Annotated in this window: 26 protein-coding genes; 23 read left to right on the top strand and 3 right to left on the bottom strand. The window is 32.5% G+C overall.

Annotated elements, in window-relative coordinates; all coding sequences use genetic code 11:
- Window positions 1–731: 731 nt before the first annotated feature.
- Both H8R22_RS15435 and H8R22_RS15430 read right to left on the bottom strand, forming a co-directional pair.
- Window positions 732–875, bottom strand: a complete 144-nt coding sequence (locus H8R22_RS15435) for a hypothetical protein (RefSeq protein WP_187011300.1) — start codon at window positions 873–875, stop codon at window positions 732–734.
- A 2-nt stretch (window positions 876–877) separates the two neighbouring features.
- A complete protein-coding gene (locus tag H8R22_RS15430) occupies window positions 878–1255 on the bottom strand; it encodes a DUF4844 domain-containing protein (RefSeq protein WP_225876039.1) in 378 nt (125 codons plus the stop codon).
- A gap of 772 nt (window positions 1256–2027) precedes the next feature.
- Between H8R22_RS15430 and H8R22_RS15425 the strand changes: the two genes are divergently transcribed.
- Together H8R22_RS15425 and H8R22_RS15420 are read left to right on the top strand one after the other, a co-directional pair.
- The gene (locus H8R22_RS15425; protein ID WP_187011298.1) at window positions 2028–2261 is read left to right on the top strand and encodes a hypothetical protein; all 234 of its coding nucleotides are present in this window, start codon (window positions 2028–2030) and stop codon (window positions 2259–2261) included.
- 1 nt (window position 2262) lies between these two features.
- The gene (locus tag H8R22_RS15420) at window positions 2263–2490 is read left to right on the top strand and encodes a hypothetical protein (protein WP_187011297.1); all 228 of its coding nucleotides are present in this window, start codon (window positions 2263–2265) and stop codon (window positions 2488–2490) included.
- A 150-nt stretch (window positions 2491–2640) separates the two neighbouring features.
- Here H8R22_RS15420 and H8R22_RS15415 read toward each other — a convergent pair whose 3' ends face one another.
- Window positions 2641–3108, bottom strand: coding sequence for a hypothetical protein (locus tag H8R22_RS15415; RefSeq protein WP_187011296.1), 468 nt, complete (start codon window positions 3106–3108; stop codon window positions 2641–2643).
- A 357-nt stretch (window positions 3109–3465) separates the two neighbouring features.
- On the opposite strand from H8R22_RS15415, the gene H8R22_RS15410 reads away from it, so the two are divergent.
- The 21 genes from H8R22_RS15410 to H8R22_RS15315 all read left to right on the top strand — a co-directional run bounded on the left by H8R22_RS15410 (window position 3466) and on the right by H8R22_RS15315 (window position 21756).
- The gene (locus H8R22_RS15410) at window positions 3466–4194 is read left to right on the top strand and encodes an LOG family protein (protein ID WP_187011295.1); all 729 of its coding nucleotides are present in this window, start codon (window positions 3466–3468) and stop codon (window positions 4192–4194) included.
- Between the two features lie 106 nt (window positions 4195–4300).
- Window positions 4301–7129 carry a gluzincin family metallopeptidase gene (locus H8R22_RS15405; RefSeq protein WP_225876038.1) on the top strand — a complete coding sequence of 943 codons (2829 nt, stop codon included), beginning with the start codon at window positions 4301–4303 and terminating at the stop codon, window positions 7127–7129.
- A 186-nt stretch (window positions 7130–7315) separates the two neighbouring features.
- On the top strand, window positions 7316–9724 hold the full coding sequence (locus H8R22_RS15400; RefSeq protein ID WP_187011294.1) for an alpha-ketoacid dehydrogenase subunit alpha/beta: 2409 nt from the start codon (window positions 7316–7318) through the stop codon (window positions 9722–9724).
- Window positions 9725–9835: 111 nt separating this feature from the next.
- Window positions 9836–10069 carry a hypothetical protein gene (locus tag H8R22_RS15395; protein ID WP_187011293.1) on the top strand — a complete coding sequence of 78 codons (234 nt, stop codon included), beginning with the start codon at window positions 9836–9838 and terminating at the stop codon, window positions 10067–10069.
- Between the two features lie 183 nt (window positions 10070–10252).
- Complete coding sequence (locus tag H8R22_RS15390; protein WP_187011292.1) at window positions 10253–10546, top strand: putative quinol monooxygenase; 294 nt, start codon at window positions 10253–10255, stop codon at window positions 10544–10546.
- A gap of 165 nt (window positions 10547–10711) precedes the next feature.
- A complete protein-coding gene (locus tag H8R22_RS15385; RefSeq protein WP_187011291.1) occupies window positions 10712–11392 on the top strand; it encodes a peptidoglycan DD-metalloendopeptidase family protein in 681 nt (226 codons plus the stop codon).
- Between the two features lie 2 nt (window positions 11393–11394).
- Window positions 11395–11868 (top strand): hypothetical protein, encoded by a 474-nt coding sequence (locus H8R22_RS15380; protein ID WP_187011290.1) that lies wholly within the window; start codon window positions 11395–11397, stop codon window positions 11866–11868.
- Window positions 11869–11943: 75 nt separating this feature from the next.
- Complete coding sequence (locus H8R22_RS15375; RefSeq protein WP_187011289.1) at window positions 11944–12402, top strand: hypothetical protein; 459 nt, start codon at window positions 11944–11946, stop codon at window positions 12400–12402.
- Window positions 12403–12587: 185 nt separating this feature from the next.
- Entirely contained in the window at window positions 12588–12749 is a 162-nt protein-coding gene (locus H8R22_RS15740) for a Thivi_2564 family membrane protein (protein ID WP_394368139.1), read from the top strand.
- A gap of 626 nt (window positions 12750–13375) precedes the next feature.
- A complete protein-coding gene (locus tag H8R22_RS15370) occupies window positions 13376–13528 on the top strand; it encodes a lmo0937 family membrane protein (RefSeq protein WP_187011288.1) in 153 nt (50 codons plus the stop codon).
- A gap of 26 nt (window positions 13529–13554) precedes the next feature.
- Window positions 13555–13803, top strand: a complete 249-nt coding sequence (locus tag H8R22_RS15365) for a YtxH domain-containing protein (protein WP_187011287.1) — start codon at window positions 13555–13557, stop codon at window positions 13801–13803.
- A gap of 482 nt (window positions 13804–14285) precedes the next feature.
- The gene (locus tag H8R22_RS15360) at window positions 14286–15650 is read left to right on the top strand and encodes an NAD-dependent succinate-semialdehyde dehydrogenase (RefSeq protein ID WP_187011286.1); all 1365 of its coding nucleotides are present in this window, start codon (window positions 14286–14288) and stop codon (window positions 15648–15650) included.
- A 211-nt stretch (window positions 15651–15861) separates the two neighbouring features.
- Window positions 15862–16077 carry a YidH family protein gene (locus tag H8R22_RS15355; protein ID WP_187011285.1) on the top strand — a complete coding sequence of 72 codons (216 nt, stop codon included), beginning with the start codon at window positions 15862–15864 and terminating at the stop codon, window positions 16075–16077.
- Window positions 16078–16114: 37 nt separating this feature from the next.
- Complete coding sequence (locus H8R22_RS15350; protein WP_187011284.1) at window positions 16115–16588, top strand: Dps family protein; 474 nt, start codon at window positions 16115–16117, stop codon at window positions 16586–16588.
- A 647-nt stretch (window positions 16589–17235) separates the two neighbouring features.
- On the top strand, window positions 17236–17994 hold the full coding sequence (locus H8R22_RS15345) for an MlaE family ABC transporter permease (RefSeq protein ID WP_187011283.1): 759 nt from the start codon (window positions 17236–17238) through the stop codon (window positions 17992–17994).
- A gap of 1 nt (window position 17995) precedes the next feature.
- A complete protein-coding gene (locus tag H8R22_RS15340; protein WP_187011282.1) occupies window positions 17996–18766 on the top strand; it encodes an ABC transporter ATP-binding protein in 771 nt (256 codons plus the stop codon).
- Window positions 18767–18790: 24 nt separating this feature from the next.
- The gene (locus H8R22_RS15335) at window positions 18791–19528 is read left to right on the top strand and encodes an MlaD family protein (protein ID WP_187011281.1); all 738 of its coding nucleotides are present in this window, start codon (window positions 18791–18793) and stop codon (window positions 19526–19528) included.
- A 48-nt stretch (window positions 19529–19576) separates the two neighbouring features.
- Window positions 19577–20023 carry a hypothetical protein gene (locus H8R22_RS15330; RefSeq protein WP_187011280.1) on the top strand — a complete coding sequence of 149 codons (447 nt, stop codon included), beginning with the start codon at window positions 19577–19579 and terminating at the stop codon, window positions 20021–20023.
- Between the two features lie 147 nt (window positions 20024–20170).
- Window positions 20171–20809, top strand: coding sequence for a porin family protein (locus tag H8R22_RS15325; RefSeq protein ID WP_187011279.1), 639 nt, complete (start codon window positions 20171–20173; stop codon window positions 20807–20809).
- Between the two features lie 42 nt (window positions 20810–20851).
- Window positions 20852–21004: a lmo0937 family membrane protein gene (locus H8R22_RS15320; protein WP_187011278.1), complete on the top strand. Its 153-nt coding sequence runs from the start codon at window positions 20852–20854 to the stop codon at window positions 21002–21004.
- Window positions 21005–21288: 284 nt separating this feature from the next.
- Window positions 21289–21756 carry a nuclear transport factor 2 family protein gene (locus H8R22_RS15315; protein ID WP_187011277.1) on the top strand — a complete coding sequence of 156 codons (468 nt, stop codon included), beginning with the start codon at window positions 21289–21291 and terminating at the stop codon, window positions 21754–21756.
- The last annotated feature ends 59 nt before the right edge of the window (window positions 21757–21815 follow it).

Raw genomic sequence — 21815 nt, 5'->3', positions numbered from 1 at the left:
ACACTGTTCTTTTTTTGTGGGTTTCATAGTTTACTAAAAGTGTTTAATTTTTAGTCAACCTATTTCAGGATTTGTCACTTCCCAAACTGACCGCTAACGGTTCCCGGCTTAGCGTGGTGGGGAACATTTAAGCAGATTATTTTTGGCTACACGAATATATGAAAATAAACGGTAATTCCACTAAATTCTCCATCATGCTAAACCGGTGTTATAATATGTATTATTCAGCACAAAACTTCGTCATTATTCAATTTTTCACCGCAATACTTTTGGCTAGAAACTGCATCGCTTTAATTGAAGCAAATTATTTTCGGCTTAATGAATTCGCCACAATTTTTTTCGACGCAAACTGCATCACTTTAATTGAAGCAAATTATTTTCGGCTTAATGATTTTCACCACAATATTTTTCGACGCAAACTGCATCACTTTCATTTAATCAAATTACTTTCTGCTTAACGATTTCACCAGAATTTATTTCGACGCAAACTTTTTCAAAACGTTCTTAAGAATCATCAATTTTTTAGAATGCAGATTATTTTCTGAGAAGGAGCGAAGTAGGTACTTTTTTCACCGCAAAATTTGGCGAAATTTATATTATAACGTTTCCTCGCTTTGCCGTGTTTGGGAGTTTTGAAAACGATTATTTTCGGCTAAACGAAAATACGAATTAAAACGGTAATTCCACTAAAGACCCAAATACGGCAAAACGAGTGTTGGCACCTGTTTTTTCTATTCAGATTGCTTAGTTTCTTTATTAATCATTTTCTTTTCAGCTAAACGTTCGCCTTTCCAAAAAATTCGTTTTCCAATTTTTCGCAAATGTTTTCGCCATTCTGAATCAGTTGTTAAAACTCCTTTTCTTTTATTTGACATTTCTAATTCTTTTTTGTCATTTCATTTGGGTCAAATCCGTACATAAAATTATTTAATTGACCTTCAGAACTTTCTAATTCAACAATATCCATTAATTCTTCAAAATAGGAGCAAACACGTTCTCTGTCTTCTGTATCTAAATCCATATAAACATCTGAAAATCGTAAAAGTCCAATTTTTATTTTTTCTTGGTATTTTAAATCTGTCGGTTTTTCTGAATCGGAAACAATTTTAAAATCGTTAGCGACTTGATTTATTTTCTCTGTAAAAATTGGTCGCATTTTTTTATCAGCAATTCCTGGATAATAATTTTCTTCAATAAACTTTTTTTTCGCAATAAATTCCGCAAACTTATCTTGTGCATTTTTAGGTGTCTTCATTTCGGTTGCATTTTGTTCACAAGCAAATAATGTGAAAAATAATAAGAATATTTTAATGTGTTTCGTCATTTTTTCTAAAATAGGTGCCAACGGTTTGCTGCTTTGAGGTGGCTGGAAGTTCGTAACCGCTAATTTTTCTGCTTAACGAAAACTTGATGCGAAACGATAATTCCACTAAATTCCAGCTAGCTCAAAACAGTTGTTGCTGTATGTAATTTTTTATATATTTTCGTCATTCTATTTTCTGCATAATATTTGGCTACAAAGTCAATTCTGTTGATCGAAGCCGAAAATTTTTCGCTAACCGATTTCGTCATTAAAAATTCTACTACGAATTTAATTATTTTGATCGAAGAAAATCACTTTCTGCTTAACAATTTCGTGAAAAACAATTCTACTACAAATTCAATTCTGTTGATCGAAGGAAATCATTTTCCGTTTACCGATTTTGTCAATTTAAATTTTGCTACAATTTCAATTCTGTTGATAGGAGCAGAGTATTTTTCGCTTAACGATTTCGTCAATAAAAATTCTGCTACAAATTCAATTCTGTTGATCGAAGCAAAATATTTGTCTTCCATCTAATTCTCTCCTGCTACGCCATTATTTACAGCAACGGAAAACGCTTGTAAATGTTGCGGATTATGAAAACTGTTTTTTCGGCTTAAAATACACAATAATTAAAAATGCAATTCCACTAAGCCCGCAATAGTTACAAACGTGTGTTAACATTATGCCACTTATTATTAATCAAACTAAAAATATAATTATTATGACAGCAGAATATTTTTTATTAAATGAAGTTATAGCTATTAATTATAAACAACCAGCTCCAAAACAAGTTGAACAATGGATGATTGAATTTGCAAAAATGCACGTTACTAAAGCATTAAAAAAAGCAAGTGAAAACACTAAAACAGGTGTAACAGATTCTTGTGGGGACATTAGATCTGATTTAGTTGAACAAAACATATTAAATTCTTATTCATTAGATAATATTAAATAAAATGGAAGCAAAAGATAAAGCATTAGAGTTAGTCGATAAAGCAATGGGTACTTTAATATTTAATATTAAGCAAAATATTGAAGCAGATACAATTACAGTATCAAAAATTTTAGCTATTAACACAGTTAATGAAATTATTAAAGAATTTGGAACGCTTTATAAAGTACCTAAAGAAACTAAATATGTTTCATATTGGGAATGGGTAAAGGAAGAAATAGAAAAACTTTAGCTACTAACACCGTGGTTAATGTTAACGTTATGCTGCTTTGAGATGGCTGGAAGTTCGTAACCGGTCAATTTTCGGCTTAACGAAAATTTGATGCGGAACGGCAATTCCACTAAATTCCAGCTATATCAAAACAGCGGTTATAGCCAGTGCTTATTTTTCAGTATATCTTTTTAAAACATTCCGTGTCGAATAAACTTCTTTCCACATTTCTATTTTATAACAATCGTTTGGATTTTCATTAAAAGCTGTTTCCAAATTTAACGAATAAACACGTATTCTGTATTCACCATTTTCAATTTCGGTTTCAATTTCAATTTCGGAATGTGGGCAATCCAATATTTGTAAAATTCCAGAATGAATATTTATACTAGCTTCAACTACGTGGTCAAATTCGTCAAAATCTTTAATTAAGCTTTCAGAATCTAAAATTTCAAATTCACAATTTACTATTCCTTCATCATTCGCAATTCCAACGCCAATTATTCCATCTTCTATTGCAAGTCTGTCGGTGAATGCTTCGTCAGTCCAAAACTTTTCGGAACCAGTATTTCCTTTCGCATTTTTGTCAGCAATATAGAATTGTCCGTAATCAGTTATAAATTTTAGTTCAAATTTCATTTCAATCTATTTCAGGATTCTGCATTTTTTTCGCATTGGCTATAACTTGTATATAACGTCAAATATACACCTCTTTTTTGAAAATTTCAGCACCAACTTAAGTTTTTTCCTATTTAAAAGAGCGGGAATCTAATCCCTGCCCTTTTCTCATTTAAAGAACGAATCTTAAAAATTAGTTAGCAAGCCATTGCTTTATTTTAAAAATAGAGTACTTTAGTATTTTGGTCCCTAGCCCAGATAGCAGCGGCATCTTCCTGAGGAGAAAAACAGAGCCTTGGCGGTAGTTTTCTCCTCAGGAAATAGAGCGAATAGCTGGAAATAGCTCCTAAAAAAAATAATTTAAAATATACTACAGAAATGAGATTAGAAGATTTTGACAATGATGAGGATAAAATAATCCAAGATCGATTGAAGCAGAAAACATGGAATGAAATACGTACGAACGACAGTTGGGCGATTTTTAAGATCATGGCTGAATTTGTAAATGGATATGAAATTATGGGTCGCATAGGTCCGTGTGTTTCAATTTTTGGGTCGGCTCGTACGAAACCTGAAGACAAATATTACCAACTTGCGGAGCGTATTGCTTACAAAATTAGTAAAGCGGGTTATGGCGTGATTACCGGCGGAGGTCCTGGTATCATGGAAGCAGGAAATAAGGGTGCGCACCTAGGCGGTGGAACCTCAGTAGGATTGAATATTGAGTTGCCTTTCGAGCAGCACTTTAATCCTTATATTGATCCAGATAAGAACTTAAACTTTGATTACTTTTTTGTTAGAAAAGTAATGTTTGTGAAATATTCGCAAGGGTTTGTGGTGATGCCTGGCGGTTTTGGGACTCTAGACGAAATGTTTGAGGCAATTACCTTAATCCAAACTAAAAAAATTGCCCGTTTTCCTATTATTCTTGTAGGGACTTCGTACTGGTCAGGCTTACTTGATTGGATAAAAACAGTTTTGATCGAACAAGAGAAAACCGTAAGCCCAGATGACTTAAAACTCATTAAAATTGTAGATACTGAGGATGAAGTGGTCGAGGTACTCGATGCTTTTTATAAGAAATACAATTTGAAACCTAATTTTTAACTAGAAGAGCTGTTTAACAACAGCTCTTTTTTGTTATTTTAGCTATCTACAATCTAATTGCCCCATTTATACGTAATTACTTTTACGATTTTAAACCTACTACCACTTGAGAAACTTGAGGACTATTGCGATTTTCGGTTTTGTTTTATTGGCCTCAATAAAACAATATGCTCAGCATCGTTCCCACATTTTTGCAGAGGTGAATCACGACACCAATACCTTAAATATCAAGCAGGAAATTCATTTTGTAAATAATAGCACAGACACTTTATCGACTATCGTTTTGAATGATTGGAATAATGCCTACGCAAATGTGAATACACCACTCGCTAAGCGATTTTCGGATGAGTTTTATAGAGGTTTTCACTTATCAAATGATAATGAGCGAGGAAGTACTAAAAACATTACCATTTTAGATGGTGCTAATTTATTTTTAAATTGGAACAGAATCAATTTGCATCCTGATGTGATTACGGTTGCGCTCCGAAAAAAACTGGCTCCTAATCAAGAAGCTAAACTACAATTGACCTACAGTGTGAAAATTCCCGCTGACCGCTTCACAAAATACGGATACGGCAGCGACGGAAATATGATTTTGAAAAACTGGTACCTTGCTCCTGCCCGTTTTGAGAATCACCACTTTGTAGTGCACAGCAATGAAAACTTAGACGATATTGCTAATGCACCTACTGACTATCAAGTAGAGATGAAAGTGGATAAAAAGTATGCCGTTACCACCGACTTAGATTTATCATTGACTACAGAGGAAGCTACAACTATTTATTATCAATTTAGTGGTGAAAAAAGAACTGATTTCACTGTTTACATAGAACCTAAAGCTAGTTTTTATTCGATTAGGAACAATGGTATGGAGGTAGTAACAAACCTAAGGGATGAAAATTTAAGTACAATACAACAGGCAAGAGTGATAGAATGTATATCCTTGTTTGTGGAAGATTTGATAGGGAAATACCCAAATAAAAAAATTATCGTATCGCAGCTAGAATATGAGCGTAATCCCTTTTATGGGTTAAGTCAGCTGCCCTCCTTTATCAGACCATTTTCTGATGAGTTTACCTATGAGCTCAAATTTTTAAAAACCTATTTGAATGCTTTTTTAAAAAACAGTTTACAAATAGACAATAGAAAAGATAGTTGGGTTTTAGATGGAATACAAGTGTATGCTATGATGCAATACATAGACAAAAATCATCCTGAAAGCAAAATGCTGGGAAGCGCATCGCAGTTTAAACTTTTAAAAAGCTACAACTTAGCTTCTATCGATTTTAATGAACAGTATAGTTATTTCTACATGCTAATGGCGCGTAAAAATCTTGATCAGCCATTGGAAAACGATAAAAACTCCTTAATTAAATTCAATGAGCAAATCGCCAATAAGTATAGAGCGGGTTTGAGTTTACGCTACTTAAATAAGTACTTAGAAAAACAGGTGATGCCTAGCAGTATTAAAGATTTTTATGCGCTAAATCAGCAGCAGCAGACCAACTCATACACTTTTGAAACTATCCTGAAATCAAAAACCGAGAAAGATATTAGTTGGTTTTTTAACTCTATTGTAAAATCACGACAGGTTGTAGATTATAAAATAGCTTTGGTTTCTAAAACAGCTGATTCGGTTTCCTTTACCTTAAAAAACAAAACAGGTCTGTTTGTTCCTGTACCAATCTATGGTATAAAAAATGGCGAAATTGTTTTAAAAAAATGGCTTGAGCCAAAGGTTGGCGACACTACTTATACTCTAGAGCGTAATGAAGCTGACAAATTAGTGCTCAATTATAAAAATGAAGTTCCAGAATACAATCTAAGAAACAACTGGAAATCTCTGACTGGCTTTTTTCCCAATAATCGCCCCATAAAATTTGTGTTTATGAAGGATTTAGAAGATCCGTATTACAATCAAATTTTATATGTCCCTACGCTAACGTACAACTTGTATGATGGATTAACACCAGGTTTGCGCTTGCATAACAAAACTTTTCTGGACAAGCCTTTTACTTTTGATGTGAATCCATCCTACTCCATGCGAACGAATAATCTATCAGGTTCAGGAGCAATAGCAGTCAATCAAAACTACAGAGAAAGTAGGCTGTTCAATGCCCGATACTCTTTGTCAGGTAATTATTTTCATTACGCTCCTGATGCTTTTTATACTAGAATTAATCCAACCGTTGTTTTAAGAATACGTGAAAATGATTTTAGAGATAATAAAAAGCAAAGTATCGTTTTGAGGCAGATTTTTGTTAATAGAGAAAAAAGTGTTTTTGTTAGCAATGATGGAGAAGATAAATATTCTGTTTTTAATGCTAAATATTTTAGTACTAGAACCGAAGTTACTGACCACAAAAGTTTTAGTACTGATTTTCAGTTAGCCGATAATTTCGGAAAAATAGCAGGAGAATTTGAATACCGCAAATTGTTTGAGAACAATCATCAGTTGAACTTTCGTTTTTATGCAGGGGCTTTTATCTACAATAAAACCAACTCTAACTTTTATAGTTTTGCACTAGACCGACCTACCGACTACCTTTTTGATTACAATTACTACGGACGATCTGAAAATACTGGTTTCTTTAGTCAGCAATTAATTATTGCCGAAGGCGGATTTAAGTCAAAATTAGCGACTCCTTTTGCAAACCAATGGATGACTACAATGAATGGCAGTTACAATATTTGGAACTGGTTAGAGGTTTATGGCGATGCTGGTTTTCTAAAAAGTAAAAACAGTAAAGAACGTTTTGTTTACGATAGCGGTATTCGTTTAAATTTGGTCACGGATTACTTCGAATTGTATTTACCCGTCTATTCTACCTTAGGCTGGGAAGTAGGACAACCACGCTACAGTGAAAAAATTCGATTTGTAGTCACTCTTTCACCAAAAATTTTATTTAATTTATTTAATCGAAAATGGTTTTAATTTGAAACAAAACCATACTAAAACATAACTATTATCATTTTTTTAGCATATTATATAAATTAAACAAAAAAATAAGTACTTTAAATTATATATTTTTGACAATAATTAAATTATATTTCTTTCAGCGAATTATGATAATAAGTACTTTTTAGCTAAATTTGCACTTCAAAGTTATACCTTTTAATTATGATCAAAGAAAAAGCAAGTTCGCCACTCACATTTGAAGATTTTAAAACGGAAGTTTTAAAGGATTACAAGTTAGCAATGATAAGTAGAGAATGTAGTTTATTGGGACGCCGAGAGGTATTGACCGGAAAAGCTAAATTTGGAATCTTTGGTGACGGAAAAGAAGTACCACAGCTTGCGATGGCCAAGTACTTTAAAAATGGTGATTTCCGATCTGGCTATTATAGAGACCAAACTTTTATGATGGCTATTGGTGAATTAACAATCGAGCAGTTTTTTGCTGGTTTGTACGGAAACACTTCTATTGCTCTAGAACCAATGTCAGCAGGAAGACAAATGGGTGGACACTTTGCCACGCATAGTTTAAATGAAGATGGTTCATGGAAAAACTTAACACAACAAAAAAATTCAAGTGCAGATATCTCTCCTACTGCGGGCCAAATGCCCCGTTTATTAGGTTTGGCGCAAGCATCTAAAATATACAGACAAGTTAAAGGGATTACCAATAAAGAAAATTTCTCAGTAGACGGAAACGAAGTCGCGTGGGGAACTATTGGTAATGCTAGTACCTCTGAAGGATTGTTTTTTGAAACCATCAATGCAGCTGGAGTATTGCAAGTACCTATGATTGTAAGTGTTTGGGATGATGAATACGGAATCTCGGTTCACGCAAGACATCAAACAACGAAGGAAAACATATCTGAAATTTTAAAAGGTTACCAACGCGATTCTGAGAATAAAGGATACGAAATACTTCGTGTTAAAGGTTGGGATTACTCTGATTTGATTGCGACTTATGAAAAAGCAGCAACTATAGCTCGAGAAGAGCATGTACCAGTATTAGTTCACGTCAATGAATTGACGCAGCCACAAGGTCACTCAACTTCAGGATCTCACGAACGTTACAAAGATGCAGACCGTCTAGCATGGGAAAGAGATTTTGATTGTATAAGACAAATGCGATTGTGGATGATTGCCATCAACATAGCATCACAAGAAGAATTAGAATTGATTGACGTAAGTGCTAAACAAGAAGTTTTAGTTGGTAAAAAAGCGGCTTGGAGTAATTTTATAGCTCCTATTCTAGAAGAGCAAAAAGAAGTTGTTAGTTTACTTGAAAGAATAGCACAAACTAGCACAAATAAAGAAGGAATTATAAAGCTTGTTGATCATATCAAAGGAATCAAAGATCCTTTGAAAAAAGAAATCTTAATTGCTGCTAGAAAATCATTGCGTCTTTTACTTAACGAAAGTGGACAAGAAGAAGTGGCTACTTGGATTAAGAATTACATTGCTAAAAATGAATATTCTTTTGGTAGCAACTTACATTCAGCATCTAAAGACAATGTATACTCTGTAAACCAAGTACTTCCTACTTACCCTGAAGGAGCAATAGAGGATACGGATGGACGTATGATATTAAGAGATAATTTTGATGCTATATTTACAAAATATCCTGAAGCTCTAATCTTTGGAGAAGATGCTGGAGCCATTGGAGATGTGAACCAAGGCCTAGAAGGAATGCAAGAGAAGTATGGGGAACTACGTGTAGCCGATGTTGGAATACGTGAAGCAACCATCATAGGTCAAGGTATAGGTATGGCTTTAAGAGGCCTTCGCCCTATTGCTGAAATTCAATACTTAGATTATTTATTATACGCAATTCAAATCATGAGTGACGACTTAGCAACCTTACAATATAGAACGGTAGGTAAGCAAAAAGCACCATTAATTATAAGAACAAGAGGTCATAGACTAGAAGGAATCTGGCATTCCGGATCCCCAATGGGAATGATCATAAATGCAGTGAGAGGAATTCATGTTTTAGTACCAAGAAACATGACGATTGCAGCCGGTTTTTATAACAGTTTATTAGAGTGTGATGAACCAGCTTTAGTAATAGAATGTTTGAACGGTTATCGATTAAAAGAAAAAATGCCATTGAACTATGGTGAATTCAAAACGCCGATTGGAGTTATTGATACGATAAAAACAGGTAACGACATCACATTGGTTTCGTACGGTTCTACGTTACGATTAGTGGAGCAAGCAGCAAAAGAATTGCTTGAAGTAGGTATTGATTGCGAAATAATAGATGTTCAATCTTTACTTCCATTTGATATCAACGAAGAGATTGTAAAAAGTGTCGCCAAAACAAATCGATTGCTTGTTATTGACGAAGATGTACCAGGTGGAGCTTCGGCTTATATCTTACAACAAATCGTTGAAAAACAAAACGGTTACCAGCACTTAGACAGTATGCCACAAACATTAACTGCTAAGGCACACAGACCGTCTTACGGAACTGACGGAGATTACTTCTCTAAACCATCTGCCGAAGATATTTATGAAAAAATTTATGCAATGATGAATGAGACTAATCCAACTCAATTTCCTACATTATACTAAGCCATTATTAGTTTCATATACAAATCCTAACCATTTTTGGTTGGGATTTTTTTTATAATGAATTTAGCAGTACATTGTTTCTCATTACTTTAAATCCTAAAAAAAAACAAAATGAAAAAAACAACGATTTTACTAACTAGTATGTGTTTAGTAGCTTTTATTTCTTGTAAAAAAGAAGAAGAAAAACCTGTTATTGAACAAACTATCGAAGTTACTGCTCCAAAAGTTGAGGAAGCAAAAGATAGTACCTCGATTAATATTGGTAAAGACGGAGTAGACATTAATACAAAACGCGGTACTAATTCAACTAACATATCTGTAGGTGGAGATGCCAAGCAAAAGTAAAAGTCTAAAAATAAAGTAGGATCAATAATGAGCCTAAAATTTAGCCAATGTCTATGCACATTGGCTTTTTTTTGATTATTTTAACATAGCCATAAAATTTAAAAAAGTACCTTGTCGTTATTAAAAGTGGTAAGATATAATTTTATATTCTAGACTGCTTTAACAACAAAATTTTAAATTATTATGGAAAAATACGCTTTATTAGCTCGCTTAGAAGCTAAACCAGGAAAAGAAAATGAAGTAGCTGCTTTTTTAAAAAGTGCTTTACCAATTGCAGTCGGAGAAAAAGAAACCGTTAAATGGTACGGATGGCAAATAGGACCTTCTACTTTTGGAATTTTTGATACTTTTGAAACTGAAGAAGGAAGAAAAGCACATTTAGCGGGTAAAATTGCAGCAGATTTAATGGAACATGCTGGAGATTTATTAGCATCAGATCCTGTGATTGAGTTTGTAGACTTACTTGCTGTTAAATAAGTTAGTAACAGTACTTAGATACACTGTTGTAACAAAGGAATAATAAAAATTTTCTATTCCGCTAAAGTACTAGTAATTTTAGTACTTACATCATAAAACCAACATGGTCTTTTTTATGTTGGTTTTATGATATTTATTTTAAATCCAATCTTAAAATTATATAGAATGACATCGTTAAAAGCTGTTTTACATACTATTCAAGATGTAAAAGTAATACAAGAAACCATTGCTTATAGTAACTATTTCCCTATTGATTTATCTGTAGATAATACGCAACTACAGGCAGTATCACTGACCAATGCAGATGAATTTGAGACCTATATCAATAAGTATCTAGATACAAATAAGGCAATAGTAGCTTATGGTGGTTATGATGAACAACGCAATTTGTATAAGAGAAGCAGTGTTTTTAAGGATGAACAAACAGAGGAACGAAATATTCACATAGGGCTTGACCTTTGGATAAAGGAAGGAACGGCTGTTTTAGCCGCTCTGGATGGCTCAATTCATAGTTTTCAAAACAATGATAGCTTAGGAAATTACGGTCCTACCATCATTTTAAAACATCAAGTTGAAAATTGTACGTTCTATACCCTATATGGACATTTATCATTGGAAAGTATCGCACAAATTAAAGTTGGACATATCGTTAAGAAGGGTGAGCAAATAGCGACGCTTGGAGGTGCTGCTGTCAATGGTGATTATGCCCCTCACCTACATTTTCAAATTATTGAAAATATTGGTGACCATATTGGTGACTATCCTGGAGTATGCAGTGCATCCGATAGAGCTTTTTATATAAATAATTGTCCTGATCCTAACCTATTACTAAAAATAAATCTTTAGAAATGAAAAAAGTTATAGTATTCCTGGTTTTAATTGCACTTGTTAGTTGTAAGTCAAAAAAGGTAAGCCCGACTCCTGTAATTGAAGAAGTAAAAACCGTTCAACTTGCACTTACTGCTGTTGACGCTAATCAAAAAGGAAAAGCTTACGATCTTGGCAAAAGAATTTTAATGACCTGTAACACCTCAAAATTCAAACCTTTTACTACTTCTGAAGCTACACAGTCGGTGATAAATAATATTACCTTAGAAAAATTAAGTAAGACATGTGCAAAGCACAGACAATGGTATGGTACATTTATTGACTTGAAATTAGTTGAAGTGTATCAAAACTCGGCAGAACAAAATACAGTTTACCGATTTAAAGCGATGTACACAAAAAAGGTGGCTAATAAAGAGTTACGTGTTTTTATGAATGACGAAAACCAACTAACAGCTATAAAAACATTAGATTGGAACAATGCTTTCACATACTAATAAAATAAACAAATGAATTTAAAACCACTGTTGTTCCTGCTGTTGCTACCACTATTTGCTCTCAGCCAAAATAGTATGCAATATAAAGGAAACACAACCTATCCCGCAACTCAAAGTTGGAATTTCATTTCAGAAAATTATGCGCTTACGGGCGAAGTTATTACGCAAATAGCCAAATCAGAAACTGGTGGAGTACTAAAAATTGCTGTTAGTACGACAAATCCTGAATATAGTATTAGAGGTACAGTCTATATTTACCTAACTGATAGCACTATAATAACTTGTGTTGATAAAGGTGTGTTTGAAAACAAAGAAGATAGGATCATGTCTTATTTTGTTTTATCTAATTCAGAAATGCAACAATTAAAAAAAGTAAATATTCAATCAATTCGATTTACTATTCAAGGAAAAAGTAACAGTTTCAGCAGTCAAGTTGGAAATTTTACCGCATATAATAAAAAGAACTTCTACAAAACAAATTACGGTACACAAATCGAATCATTTGAGACAGCTAAAGAAATAAAAGAACTGTAGACGCAGTACATTTAGTAACTCCTTACTTTCAAACACATTATAATTTTGTAATGTGGTTTTATTTTTTGCTTTTGTTTGTTATAATTTCATCATCTAACAATACTATAACTTTTAAGAGTAATTACGTAAAAGCGAACTTGTACAAGTGCTATATCTTTGTAGAGTAAACTTTAAATAGTATCATCATGTTTTTCTTGAGCTTAATAGCTGTTGTATTAGTTGCTTGTGTCGTTCTGTGGATTATAAATACTTACTTGCCATTTGATGGTGTTTTAAAGAAGATATTTAATACCGCTGTTGCACTAGCGATCATGATATGGATACTAAAATCAATTGAGATCTTTTAAGTTTATTACTTTAAAATTATTTTGATTTGTTTTCAATCACTTTTTATGAATCATAAATAGTAACCTTAATTATAAATACACAATTATGAATCTTAAAAGAATTTTCGGAACCGTTTTAACGACGTTAGGTATAGTAGCATTAATATATGTCGCTATACTATTTAGTGATACTGGAGGAAGCAATCAAGATATCAAGACACTAATAATATATGGAGTATTAGGACTAATATTTTTCACATCAGGTATTAGCTTAGTCAGAACAACGAAAGATGAATCATAAATCAATACTAACTTTATTGAGCTAGAGGGATCTATGTTGATTCACTACTAAGTTCAAAAAAATAAGTACGATTTATTATAAGACAGATCATCGACCTAAAAGCGATGATTTAAGTTTGGTTTTGGTTTGGACTGCTGAAATTCGGCAGTCCTTTTTTTATTTTTAGGAACAAGATATCTAAACCTACTTTCATAAGGGATAAAATAGGTAAAAGTGCAAATATTATAACATTTGCAAAAAGTACTGTAAGACATTATTTCTAGTAATTTCCGAAATTTGTTACATACAAAAAAGGATAACCTTCTAGGTTTAATCAAATAACTATTTATCACTAAAAATAAAAAATATGAGTAACTTACTTTACACCATCGCAGTTATCTTAGTTCTCTTCTGGGCTATTGGCTTTTTTGCCTATAGTGCAGGATCAATAATACACATATTGCTTGTGATCGCAATCATAGCAATCTTATTCAGACTTATTCAAGGAAAAAAATTATAAAAACAAAAACTATTAAAACAAAAACTATGAAAAACAATAAAGCACTATTAGGATTTTTAGGTGGTATAGCAGCAGGAGCATTACTAGGAGTATTATACGCTCCTGACAAAGGAAGTAAAACTAGAAAGAAAATTAAGCAAAAAGGTGGCCAATATGCCGATGATGCTAAAGATAAAGCAGAAGAAATTTTGGAAAATTTTTCTCAAAAATACGAAACTTTGAAAGCAGAAAGCAAAGATCTTATTGCTCAAGGGAAATCGAAACTAGGGAGATAATTCCTCCTATTGTCTTTTCTATTATAAAAATAGAAGTCGACACTCCTCCATATTAAACCACATTTAATACACTTTTCATATTAGTAAGTTTATGTATGTGGTTTAATTTTTTATGAAAATTATTAGATAATTTTCATCCCTACTTAAGACTAAATGAAAACTGTTCCCCATCAGTAATCAATAAATACCGCTAGTTGTTCATTTATAAGTTTCTATTTTAAATCTCATTATTAAGAGGTTGTAGACAACAAAACGAACTTCAAGCTTTAGTAAAATAGTATGTTTTACTAAATCGCTATAAAAATAAATACAGCAAACTATTTTGTCCTAGTCCTAAACGCTTAGTCTTTGGATTATTTTTTTACAATAAAAATTTTAGAATCCTAAATTTCAAATTAGTAATACAGGCGCGATACTCTTTTCCTTAATTGGAATAATAAGTAGTATCAAACCTTTCTTTTTAAAAATTAAAAAAACATATTATGTCTATACAAACAACAAATCCAGCCACGAATAAAGTTTTAAAATCATTCGATGAAATGACAGATGAACAAGTAGATACTGCCGTTACAAAGTCTAATAGCACTTTTAAAGAGTGGAAACAAACTTCTTACAAAGAGAGAGCTACTTTAATCCATAAAGTTGCCAAATTAATGCGTGAGCAAAAAACTAAATTAGCAGAATTAATCACTTTAGAGATGGGAAAAATTATCTCTCAATCAGAAAGTGAAATTGATTTAAGCGCAAACATTCTAGAATATTATGCTGATAATGCTGAAACGTTTCTAGCAGATAAAAAATTAAATCCAGACTCTGGTGAAGCTTTTGTAAGAAGCAGCCCTATCGGAGTACTATTTGGCGTTATGCCATGGAATTTCCCTTTTTACCAAGTAGTTCGTTTTGCTGCTCCAAATATTATGGTTGGTAACACAATTCTATTAAAACACGCTTCTATCGTACCTCAATGTGCCATAGCAATCGAAAAATTATTTCAGGAAGCTGGCGCTCCAGATGGACTCTATACTAATTTAATGATTTCTGGTAAAAGAAGTACAGCCTTAGTTGATGATGTTCGAATCAAAGGAGTTTCTCTAACAGGAAGCGAAGGTGCTGGTGCTAGTATGGCAGCTGCAGCCGGTAAAAATTTAAAGAGATCTGTTCTTGAACTTGGTGGAAGCGATTCTTTTATTGTTCTCGAAGATGCCGATATCGATAAGGCAGTTGAGATGGCTATTATAGGTCGCATGAATAATAATGGACAAAGTTGTGTTGCCTCAAAAAGATTTATTGCTGTAGAAGCCACCGCAGACGAGTTCTTAGAAAAATTTACCGCTGCAATCTCTAGCTTAAAAGTAGGCGACCCTATGGATACTAAAACTCAAGTTGGCCCATTGAGTAGCGAACAAGCATTAAAAGATTTATTGGATCAAGTTACAAGATTTGAAAAAGCAGGTGCTAAAGTTGCTACTGGTGGAAAAAGAGCATTAGAACAAGGTGCTTATATGCAGCCAACGCTATTAACGAATTTAAAAAGAGGTGAACCTACTTTTTACGAAGAATTATTTGGACCAGTAGCCTCATTTTACAAAGTCAAAGATGAGCAAGAGGCAATTGATTTAGCTAATGATTCCCCTTTTGGATTGGGAGGTTCCATTTATACAAAAGATATTGAAAGAGCCATAAAAATAGCAGATCAAATAGATTCAGGAATGGTTTTTATAAATCAACCTACTGCTTCGCAACCTGATCTTCCCTTTGGAGGAACTAAGCGCTCTGGGTATGGCCGCGAGTTAGCTGAACAAGGAATTCACGAGTTTGTAAATAAAAAATTAATTAGAGTAAGTTAATCAAAGTAGACTCTATATGTTATTGTGAGATGCGTAAAAAAAGCATCTGTAAATACTATAACTTTTACAAATAATACTATAAAGCTAATTTTTAAGAGGTTGGCTATCTTTGAACAGTTGTTAAAATAGTTGTGCGATTTAATGATATCATTTCGTATTACCTATGATTTAACTTCAAAACCAAAAACGACTAACCTTTAAATAAACAAACATGAAATCTAAATCAATCGGAATCGTATTAGTAGTAATTGGTGCTCTAATGGTAGTTTACAATGGATTTAATTATGTCACCGAGAAAAAGGTGGTAGACATAGGACCTATTGAAATTAATAAAAAAGAAAATAACCCAGTAAGTTGGTCTCCAATTTTAGGAGGCGTACTACTCGTAGGAGGTATAATTTTAATAGTTTCTGATAAGAAAAAATAAAAATAAGTATCTAAATATTAATTAAAAATAAAATAGAATGAAACCACATATAGGAATAACTGACAAAAATTTAAAAAACAGTATTGAATTACTTTCAATAACACTTGCTGATGCAATGACTTTGTATACAAAAACAAGAAAATTTCACTGGAATGTAACAGGAGAAAGTTTTATGGAAATGCACAAGTTATTTGAAGGTCAATACAAACAACTAGAAATGAGTATTGATGAAATAGCTGAAAGAATTAGTAAGTTAGGAGGAAAAACTATAGGAACAATGGCCGAATTTACTAAAATGGCTCGCTTGAAAGAAGCACCTGATAGCTATCCTGATCGTAAAGAAATGGTTGCTGAATTATTAAAAGATCATGAGGCTGTCGTAGTGCAATTAAGAAAAGACATCGAAACATCTGAGGAGGAAAATGGCGATGTTGGTACAGCCGATTTCTTGACTGCATTGTTACTAGAACATGAGTCAACTGCTTGGATATTAAGAAGATATTTGAGCTAAATCAATACATTCAAGATGCGAAAATTTTGATAAATATCGGTAACACTTGACTACAATCAATTATATTTTGAATAGTAAAAAGACTGTTTTTTTTATAAAGCAGTCTTTTTTTATGGTATAAATTGAATGGAAATTTACACAATATATGTTAATTGTAGCTTAACTTATTTTCTCACCTACTTACAATTGCAACTCATTTACTGACTAAAAGCTGTACTAAATGGTACGTATTTGTCCTCCTAAATATCAGCAATATTCTAATATAGAAAAAGTGTTAATTTTATAATTTTATATAAAAGTATCGCAACAATAAGACTCTATTTTTGATAGATCTTTACAAAAGTTCCATTATTGTAACTCTTACCATATTAACTCTATTTACTATTTTTTAGTAGGTAATTGATTTGCTCTTCATAAAAGTGAATGTTGCTTTTACCAAGTCTAGAAAAAGATCTGTAATAACTAGAGCTAAATTGACATATACAAATAGTTTCATTATAAAAAAGAAAGATTAAACTCTACTTATTTATCGTTTTTGAAGTAATTAAAAGAGCCGTAAACTGAAATAAAGAATCTTTTTTCAACTCGATATAATTTCAATATTAATTAATAAAAAATTAAAATATTAATCATAAAACTTTACTATTTTGACCACATACATTAAAAATAAACTCGATGATGCGGGACATTTAACGCTTTTTATTACTCGGTTTTTTAAAGAAGTTTTCTCTCCTCCCTACGAGTTCAAAGAATTTCTTAAACAAAGTTACAAAATAGGCTATAAATCAATCCCTCTAGTTGCCATAACAGGATTTATAATGGGACTAGTGCTGACGTTACAATCCAGACCTACCCTAGCTAATTTTGGTGCTGAATCTTGGTTACCGAGTATGGTTGCCCTGTCACTCATACGCGAAATAGCACCTGTTATAACAGCATTAATTTGTGCGGGAAAAATCGCATCAGGAATTGGTGCAGAACTAGGTTCTATGAAAGTCACTGAGCAAATTGACGCTATGGAAGTAGCGGCGATAAATCCCTTCAAATACTTAGTGGTTACTCGTGTTTTAGCGACCACATTCATGATTCCGCTGCTTGTCATTCTAGCAGACTTAATTGGAATTTTCGGTGGATATATTGGATTTAATATCCATGGAGATGCTAGTTTGTATTTATACATCATTAAAGTTTTTCATATCCTGACCTTTTCAGATGTATTTCCTGCTACTATTAAAACAATCTTTTTTGGATTTTTTATTGGAATTATAGGATGCTATAAAGGCTATAATGCAAGCAATGGAACTGAGAGTGTGGGTATGGCTGCTAACTCAGCAGTAGTGAGTGCATCTCTAAGTATTTTCATTATTGATATGCTAGCCGTTCAACTAACCGACTTATTATTTTAAGATGAAAGAACAAGCAATAACAGAAGAAGTGACGGTCGAATCTAGCGCAGCCATTGAAATCAAAAATTTACATAAAACTTTTGGCAAAGACAATCACGTCCTTAAAGGGATCAATTTAAGTCTGAATAAAGGTGAGGACTTAGTGATTTTAGGTAAATCTGGAACAGGAAAATCAATCACTATTAAATGTATCGTAGGATTAATTCAAGCTGATAAAGGAGAAATTAAAATACTGGGTCAGGACATTACTAATTTAGATACAGACGATTTAAATAAAATTAGGATTAAGGTTGGCTTCTTATTTCAAAATGCGGCTTTATATGACTCTATGACGGTTCGCGAGAATTTAGACTTTACGCTGCGCAGGCATTTTAAAACACTCAGCGAAAGCGAAATTGATCGAGAAATCAGAGAAGTTTTAGACAGTGTGGGTTTAGAAGAAGCCATTGACAAAATGCCTTCGGAATTATCAGGTGGGATGAGAAAAAGAATTGGCTTAGCTAGAACTTTAATATTAAAACCTGAAATAATTTTGTACGATGAGCCTACAACAGGTCTAGACACAATTACCTCCAAAGAAATAAGCGAATTAATACTTCGCATTCAGAAAGAGCGAAAAACCTCTTCAATAATAATTACCCACGATATGGCCTGTGCTAAAATGACTGCTGATCGAATTATGATAATAAGAGATGGAATAATCTATGCTGAGGGCACTTATTCCGAATTAGAAAACAGTAGTGATGAATGGATAAGCTCCTTCTTTATATAATATAATACTAAAAAGTAAAACGTTATGATCAAACAATCAACTCATATCTGGAAATTAGGAATGTTCGTTATAGGAGCAATAGTGGTTTTTGCTGCCACAATATTCTTTATTGGAAAACAAAAAAATCTTTTTGGATCGACCTTTCGTATCCATGCATACTTCAAAAATGTTAGTGGACTTAGTGTAGGTAATAACATTCGTTTTTCAGGTATTAATATTGGTACCGTAGATGAAATCCAGTTAGTCTCCGACTCCACTGTAGTTGTTAGTATGACAATTGAGAAAGAAGTTCAAAAATTTATTAAAATTGATGCTAAAGCCAGCATAGGATCAGATGGTTTAATGGGAGATAAAGTACTCACTATTTCTCCAGGAACACATTCTCAAAAAATGATATCTGAAAATGGCCGAATTGGTTCTGTAGCCGCTATTGAAATGGATGACATCATGAGAAGTGCTCAAGTCACAATGGAAAATGCAAGTGTAATTACGCAAGAGTTAGCACAATTTACTTATGACATGAATAATGGTAAGGGTACTATATCTAGATTAATGACAGATGAAAAAATGGCCAATAGTTTAGATAAAACAATGACAAATTTACAAAAAAGTACCAAAGGCTTGAACGAAAATATGGAAGCTGCCAAGCACAACTTTTTACTAAGGGGCTATTTTAAGAAAAAAGAAAAAGAAGAACAAAAGAAAAAAGAAGAATTAGAAAAAGCAAAACAAGAAGCAAACGAAAGCAAAAAAAATAAATAGCCATCACCTGTTTCTTACCTATTTATTACAATTCAAAAATAAAAATAAATGAGAAAAACAACGTACACTTTAGTATTCATTACAATCTTAGCTTCGACTCTATTTGTATCGTGTAAAGATACCGCTGATCAAAAATCTACTGAACTTGTAACCAAAGACAAAGGAACATCTGTATTGATAAAAAGTACACTGCAACAAAAGGAATGGGAGCAGTTTAAGGTAAAGACAGATAGTATAATAAAGAATAATGACGTGCGAATTGCTGAACTGAAAATTAAATTAAAAAATAGTAAGAAGAAGACTGATTCGATTTACTTAAAAAAAATAAAATTAATCGAAGATAAAAATCAAGCCTTGAAGACCAATCTTGATTCTTATACTAAGAAAACAACTAAAAACTGGAATGTTTTCAAAAGTGATTTTAGCAATGATCTTCAACAATTTGAATACTCATTTGAGCAGTTTAACGCTGAATTTAAAAGCGAAGACAAATAGCATAGTAACTTGAATCCTAAAAAAAACAACAATAGTTATACAAAAAGGTAAATAATATAACTTTTGAAGGAAGTTATATAACACATCAGCAGTAAAACCTACCGATCTTTGAATTATAAAATTAGTAGTAACAAAAAAACAAACAAAATGAAAAACACAAGCAAATTTTTACTAGCAAGCCTTTTTCTTAGCTGCATAGGATTCACAAACACATATGCACAAGACGGTAAATCGATCCCTGCAACCATAGGTTTTAAAGGAGGTATCAATTTTTCAAATCTGTATACCGATGATGTGGATGACCAAAACGTATTGACAGGATTTAATGCAGGTTTGTATGCAAAACTACCAATCACGAAGTCATTTGCTATTCAACCAGAGATCTACTACACAACTAAAGGTGCTGAATTGACATACAACACTTTAGGAGTAAATGGTGTTGCGAAATTTAATATAAATTATGTAGAGGTACCGGTATTAGCAGTTATTAATTTAACTGAAAATTTTAATATTCATGCTGGTCCTTATGCGGCTTACATGGTTAGTGGAAAAACGACTAATGATTCTAATCTTGGGAGTTCACAATCAACATTAGATACTAACGATTTTCAAAGATTTGATGCTGGTTTAGCTGCTGGTGTTGGACTTGATTTTGAAGTTTTAAGCTTTGGAGTCCGTTACAATTACGGATTAACTAAAATCGAAAAAGAACAATCAAATGGAAACACTTACACTGATGCTAAAAATAGTGTATTTAATGTCTACGTTGGATTATCATTGAATTAATATTAAATAAAAAATCTATTAACTAACTTAAAAACAATAATTATGAGCAATTTACTTTATACAATAGCAGTTATTTTAATCATTTTTTGGGCAATTGGATTCTTCGCATACAGTGCAGGAGGAATTATTCATATCTTATTAGTAATAGCATTAATTGCTGTAATATTGAGAATTATCCAAGGAAGACGATTATAAAATAGTTAAGGTGAAACTAAATCAGAGGTGATCTTCGAAAGACTACATCTGATTCAGAAAATGAACTAATACTTAAAAGGGTTAAATAAATCCTTTACAAACCAGCCATACTGTGTGTGACTATTTAAAAAGATAGTCAAGCATAGTATGGTTTTCTTCAATTGTTTAATCACGTGTGTAAGAGTTTAGTGCAGCTGACAAAATTATAAAGCAATAAAATAGTAATGCTACTGCAAAATTACCAGAATATAAATACTACTTTTACTACTATAAATACAACTCTAATGACCATAAACGAAAAAAAAATAGTAGAATTTTACACCGCTATAAGTACGTGCGACTCAAATAAAATAAGAGAATTATACGCTCCTAATGTTCGATTTCGAGATCCGGCTTTTGGATTATTAATTGGAAATGATGTTACTAAGATGTGGAAAATGTTATTTGCCAATAGCAAGGGTAAATTAAATATCGTTTATTCCGATATAACAGCCGATGACTATATAGGATCTGCTCGTTGGATTGCAACCTACACTTTTAGTAAAACAGGTAGAAAAGTTATCAATGAGATCCACTCTCAATTTCATTTTAAGGACGGTCTTATTATCAAGCAAACTGACTCCTTTGATATATGGAAATGGGCTAAACAAGCGTTTGGCTTTAGAGGATTCCTATTTGGCTGGACAGGATATATGCAAAACAAAATTCAAGAAAAGGCATTGCTTTCCCTACGAAATTATAGAGATAAATAATATTAGTCCTGAAATTTAAATTTTGAATTTTGTACTTCAGCTTTTATTCCTTTAAAATT

The organism is Flavobacterium kayseriense (genome assembly GCF_014305095.1).
Taxonomy (GTDB): domain Bacteria; phylum Bacteroidota; class Bacteroidia; order Flavobacteriales; family Flavobacteriaceae; genus Flavobacterium; species Flavobacterium kayseriense.
Note: the sequence above shows the minus strand (reverse complement) of the source record. Positions and strands in the feature narration are given on the sequence as shown.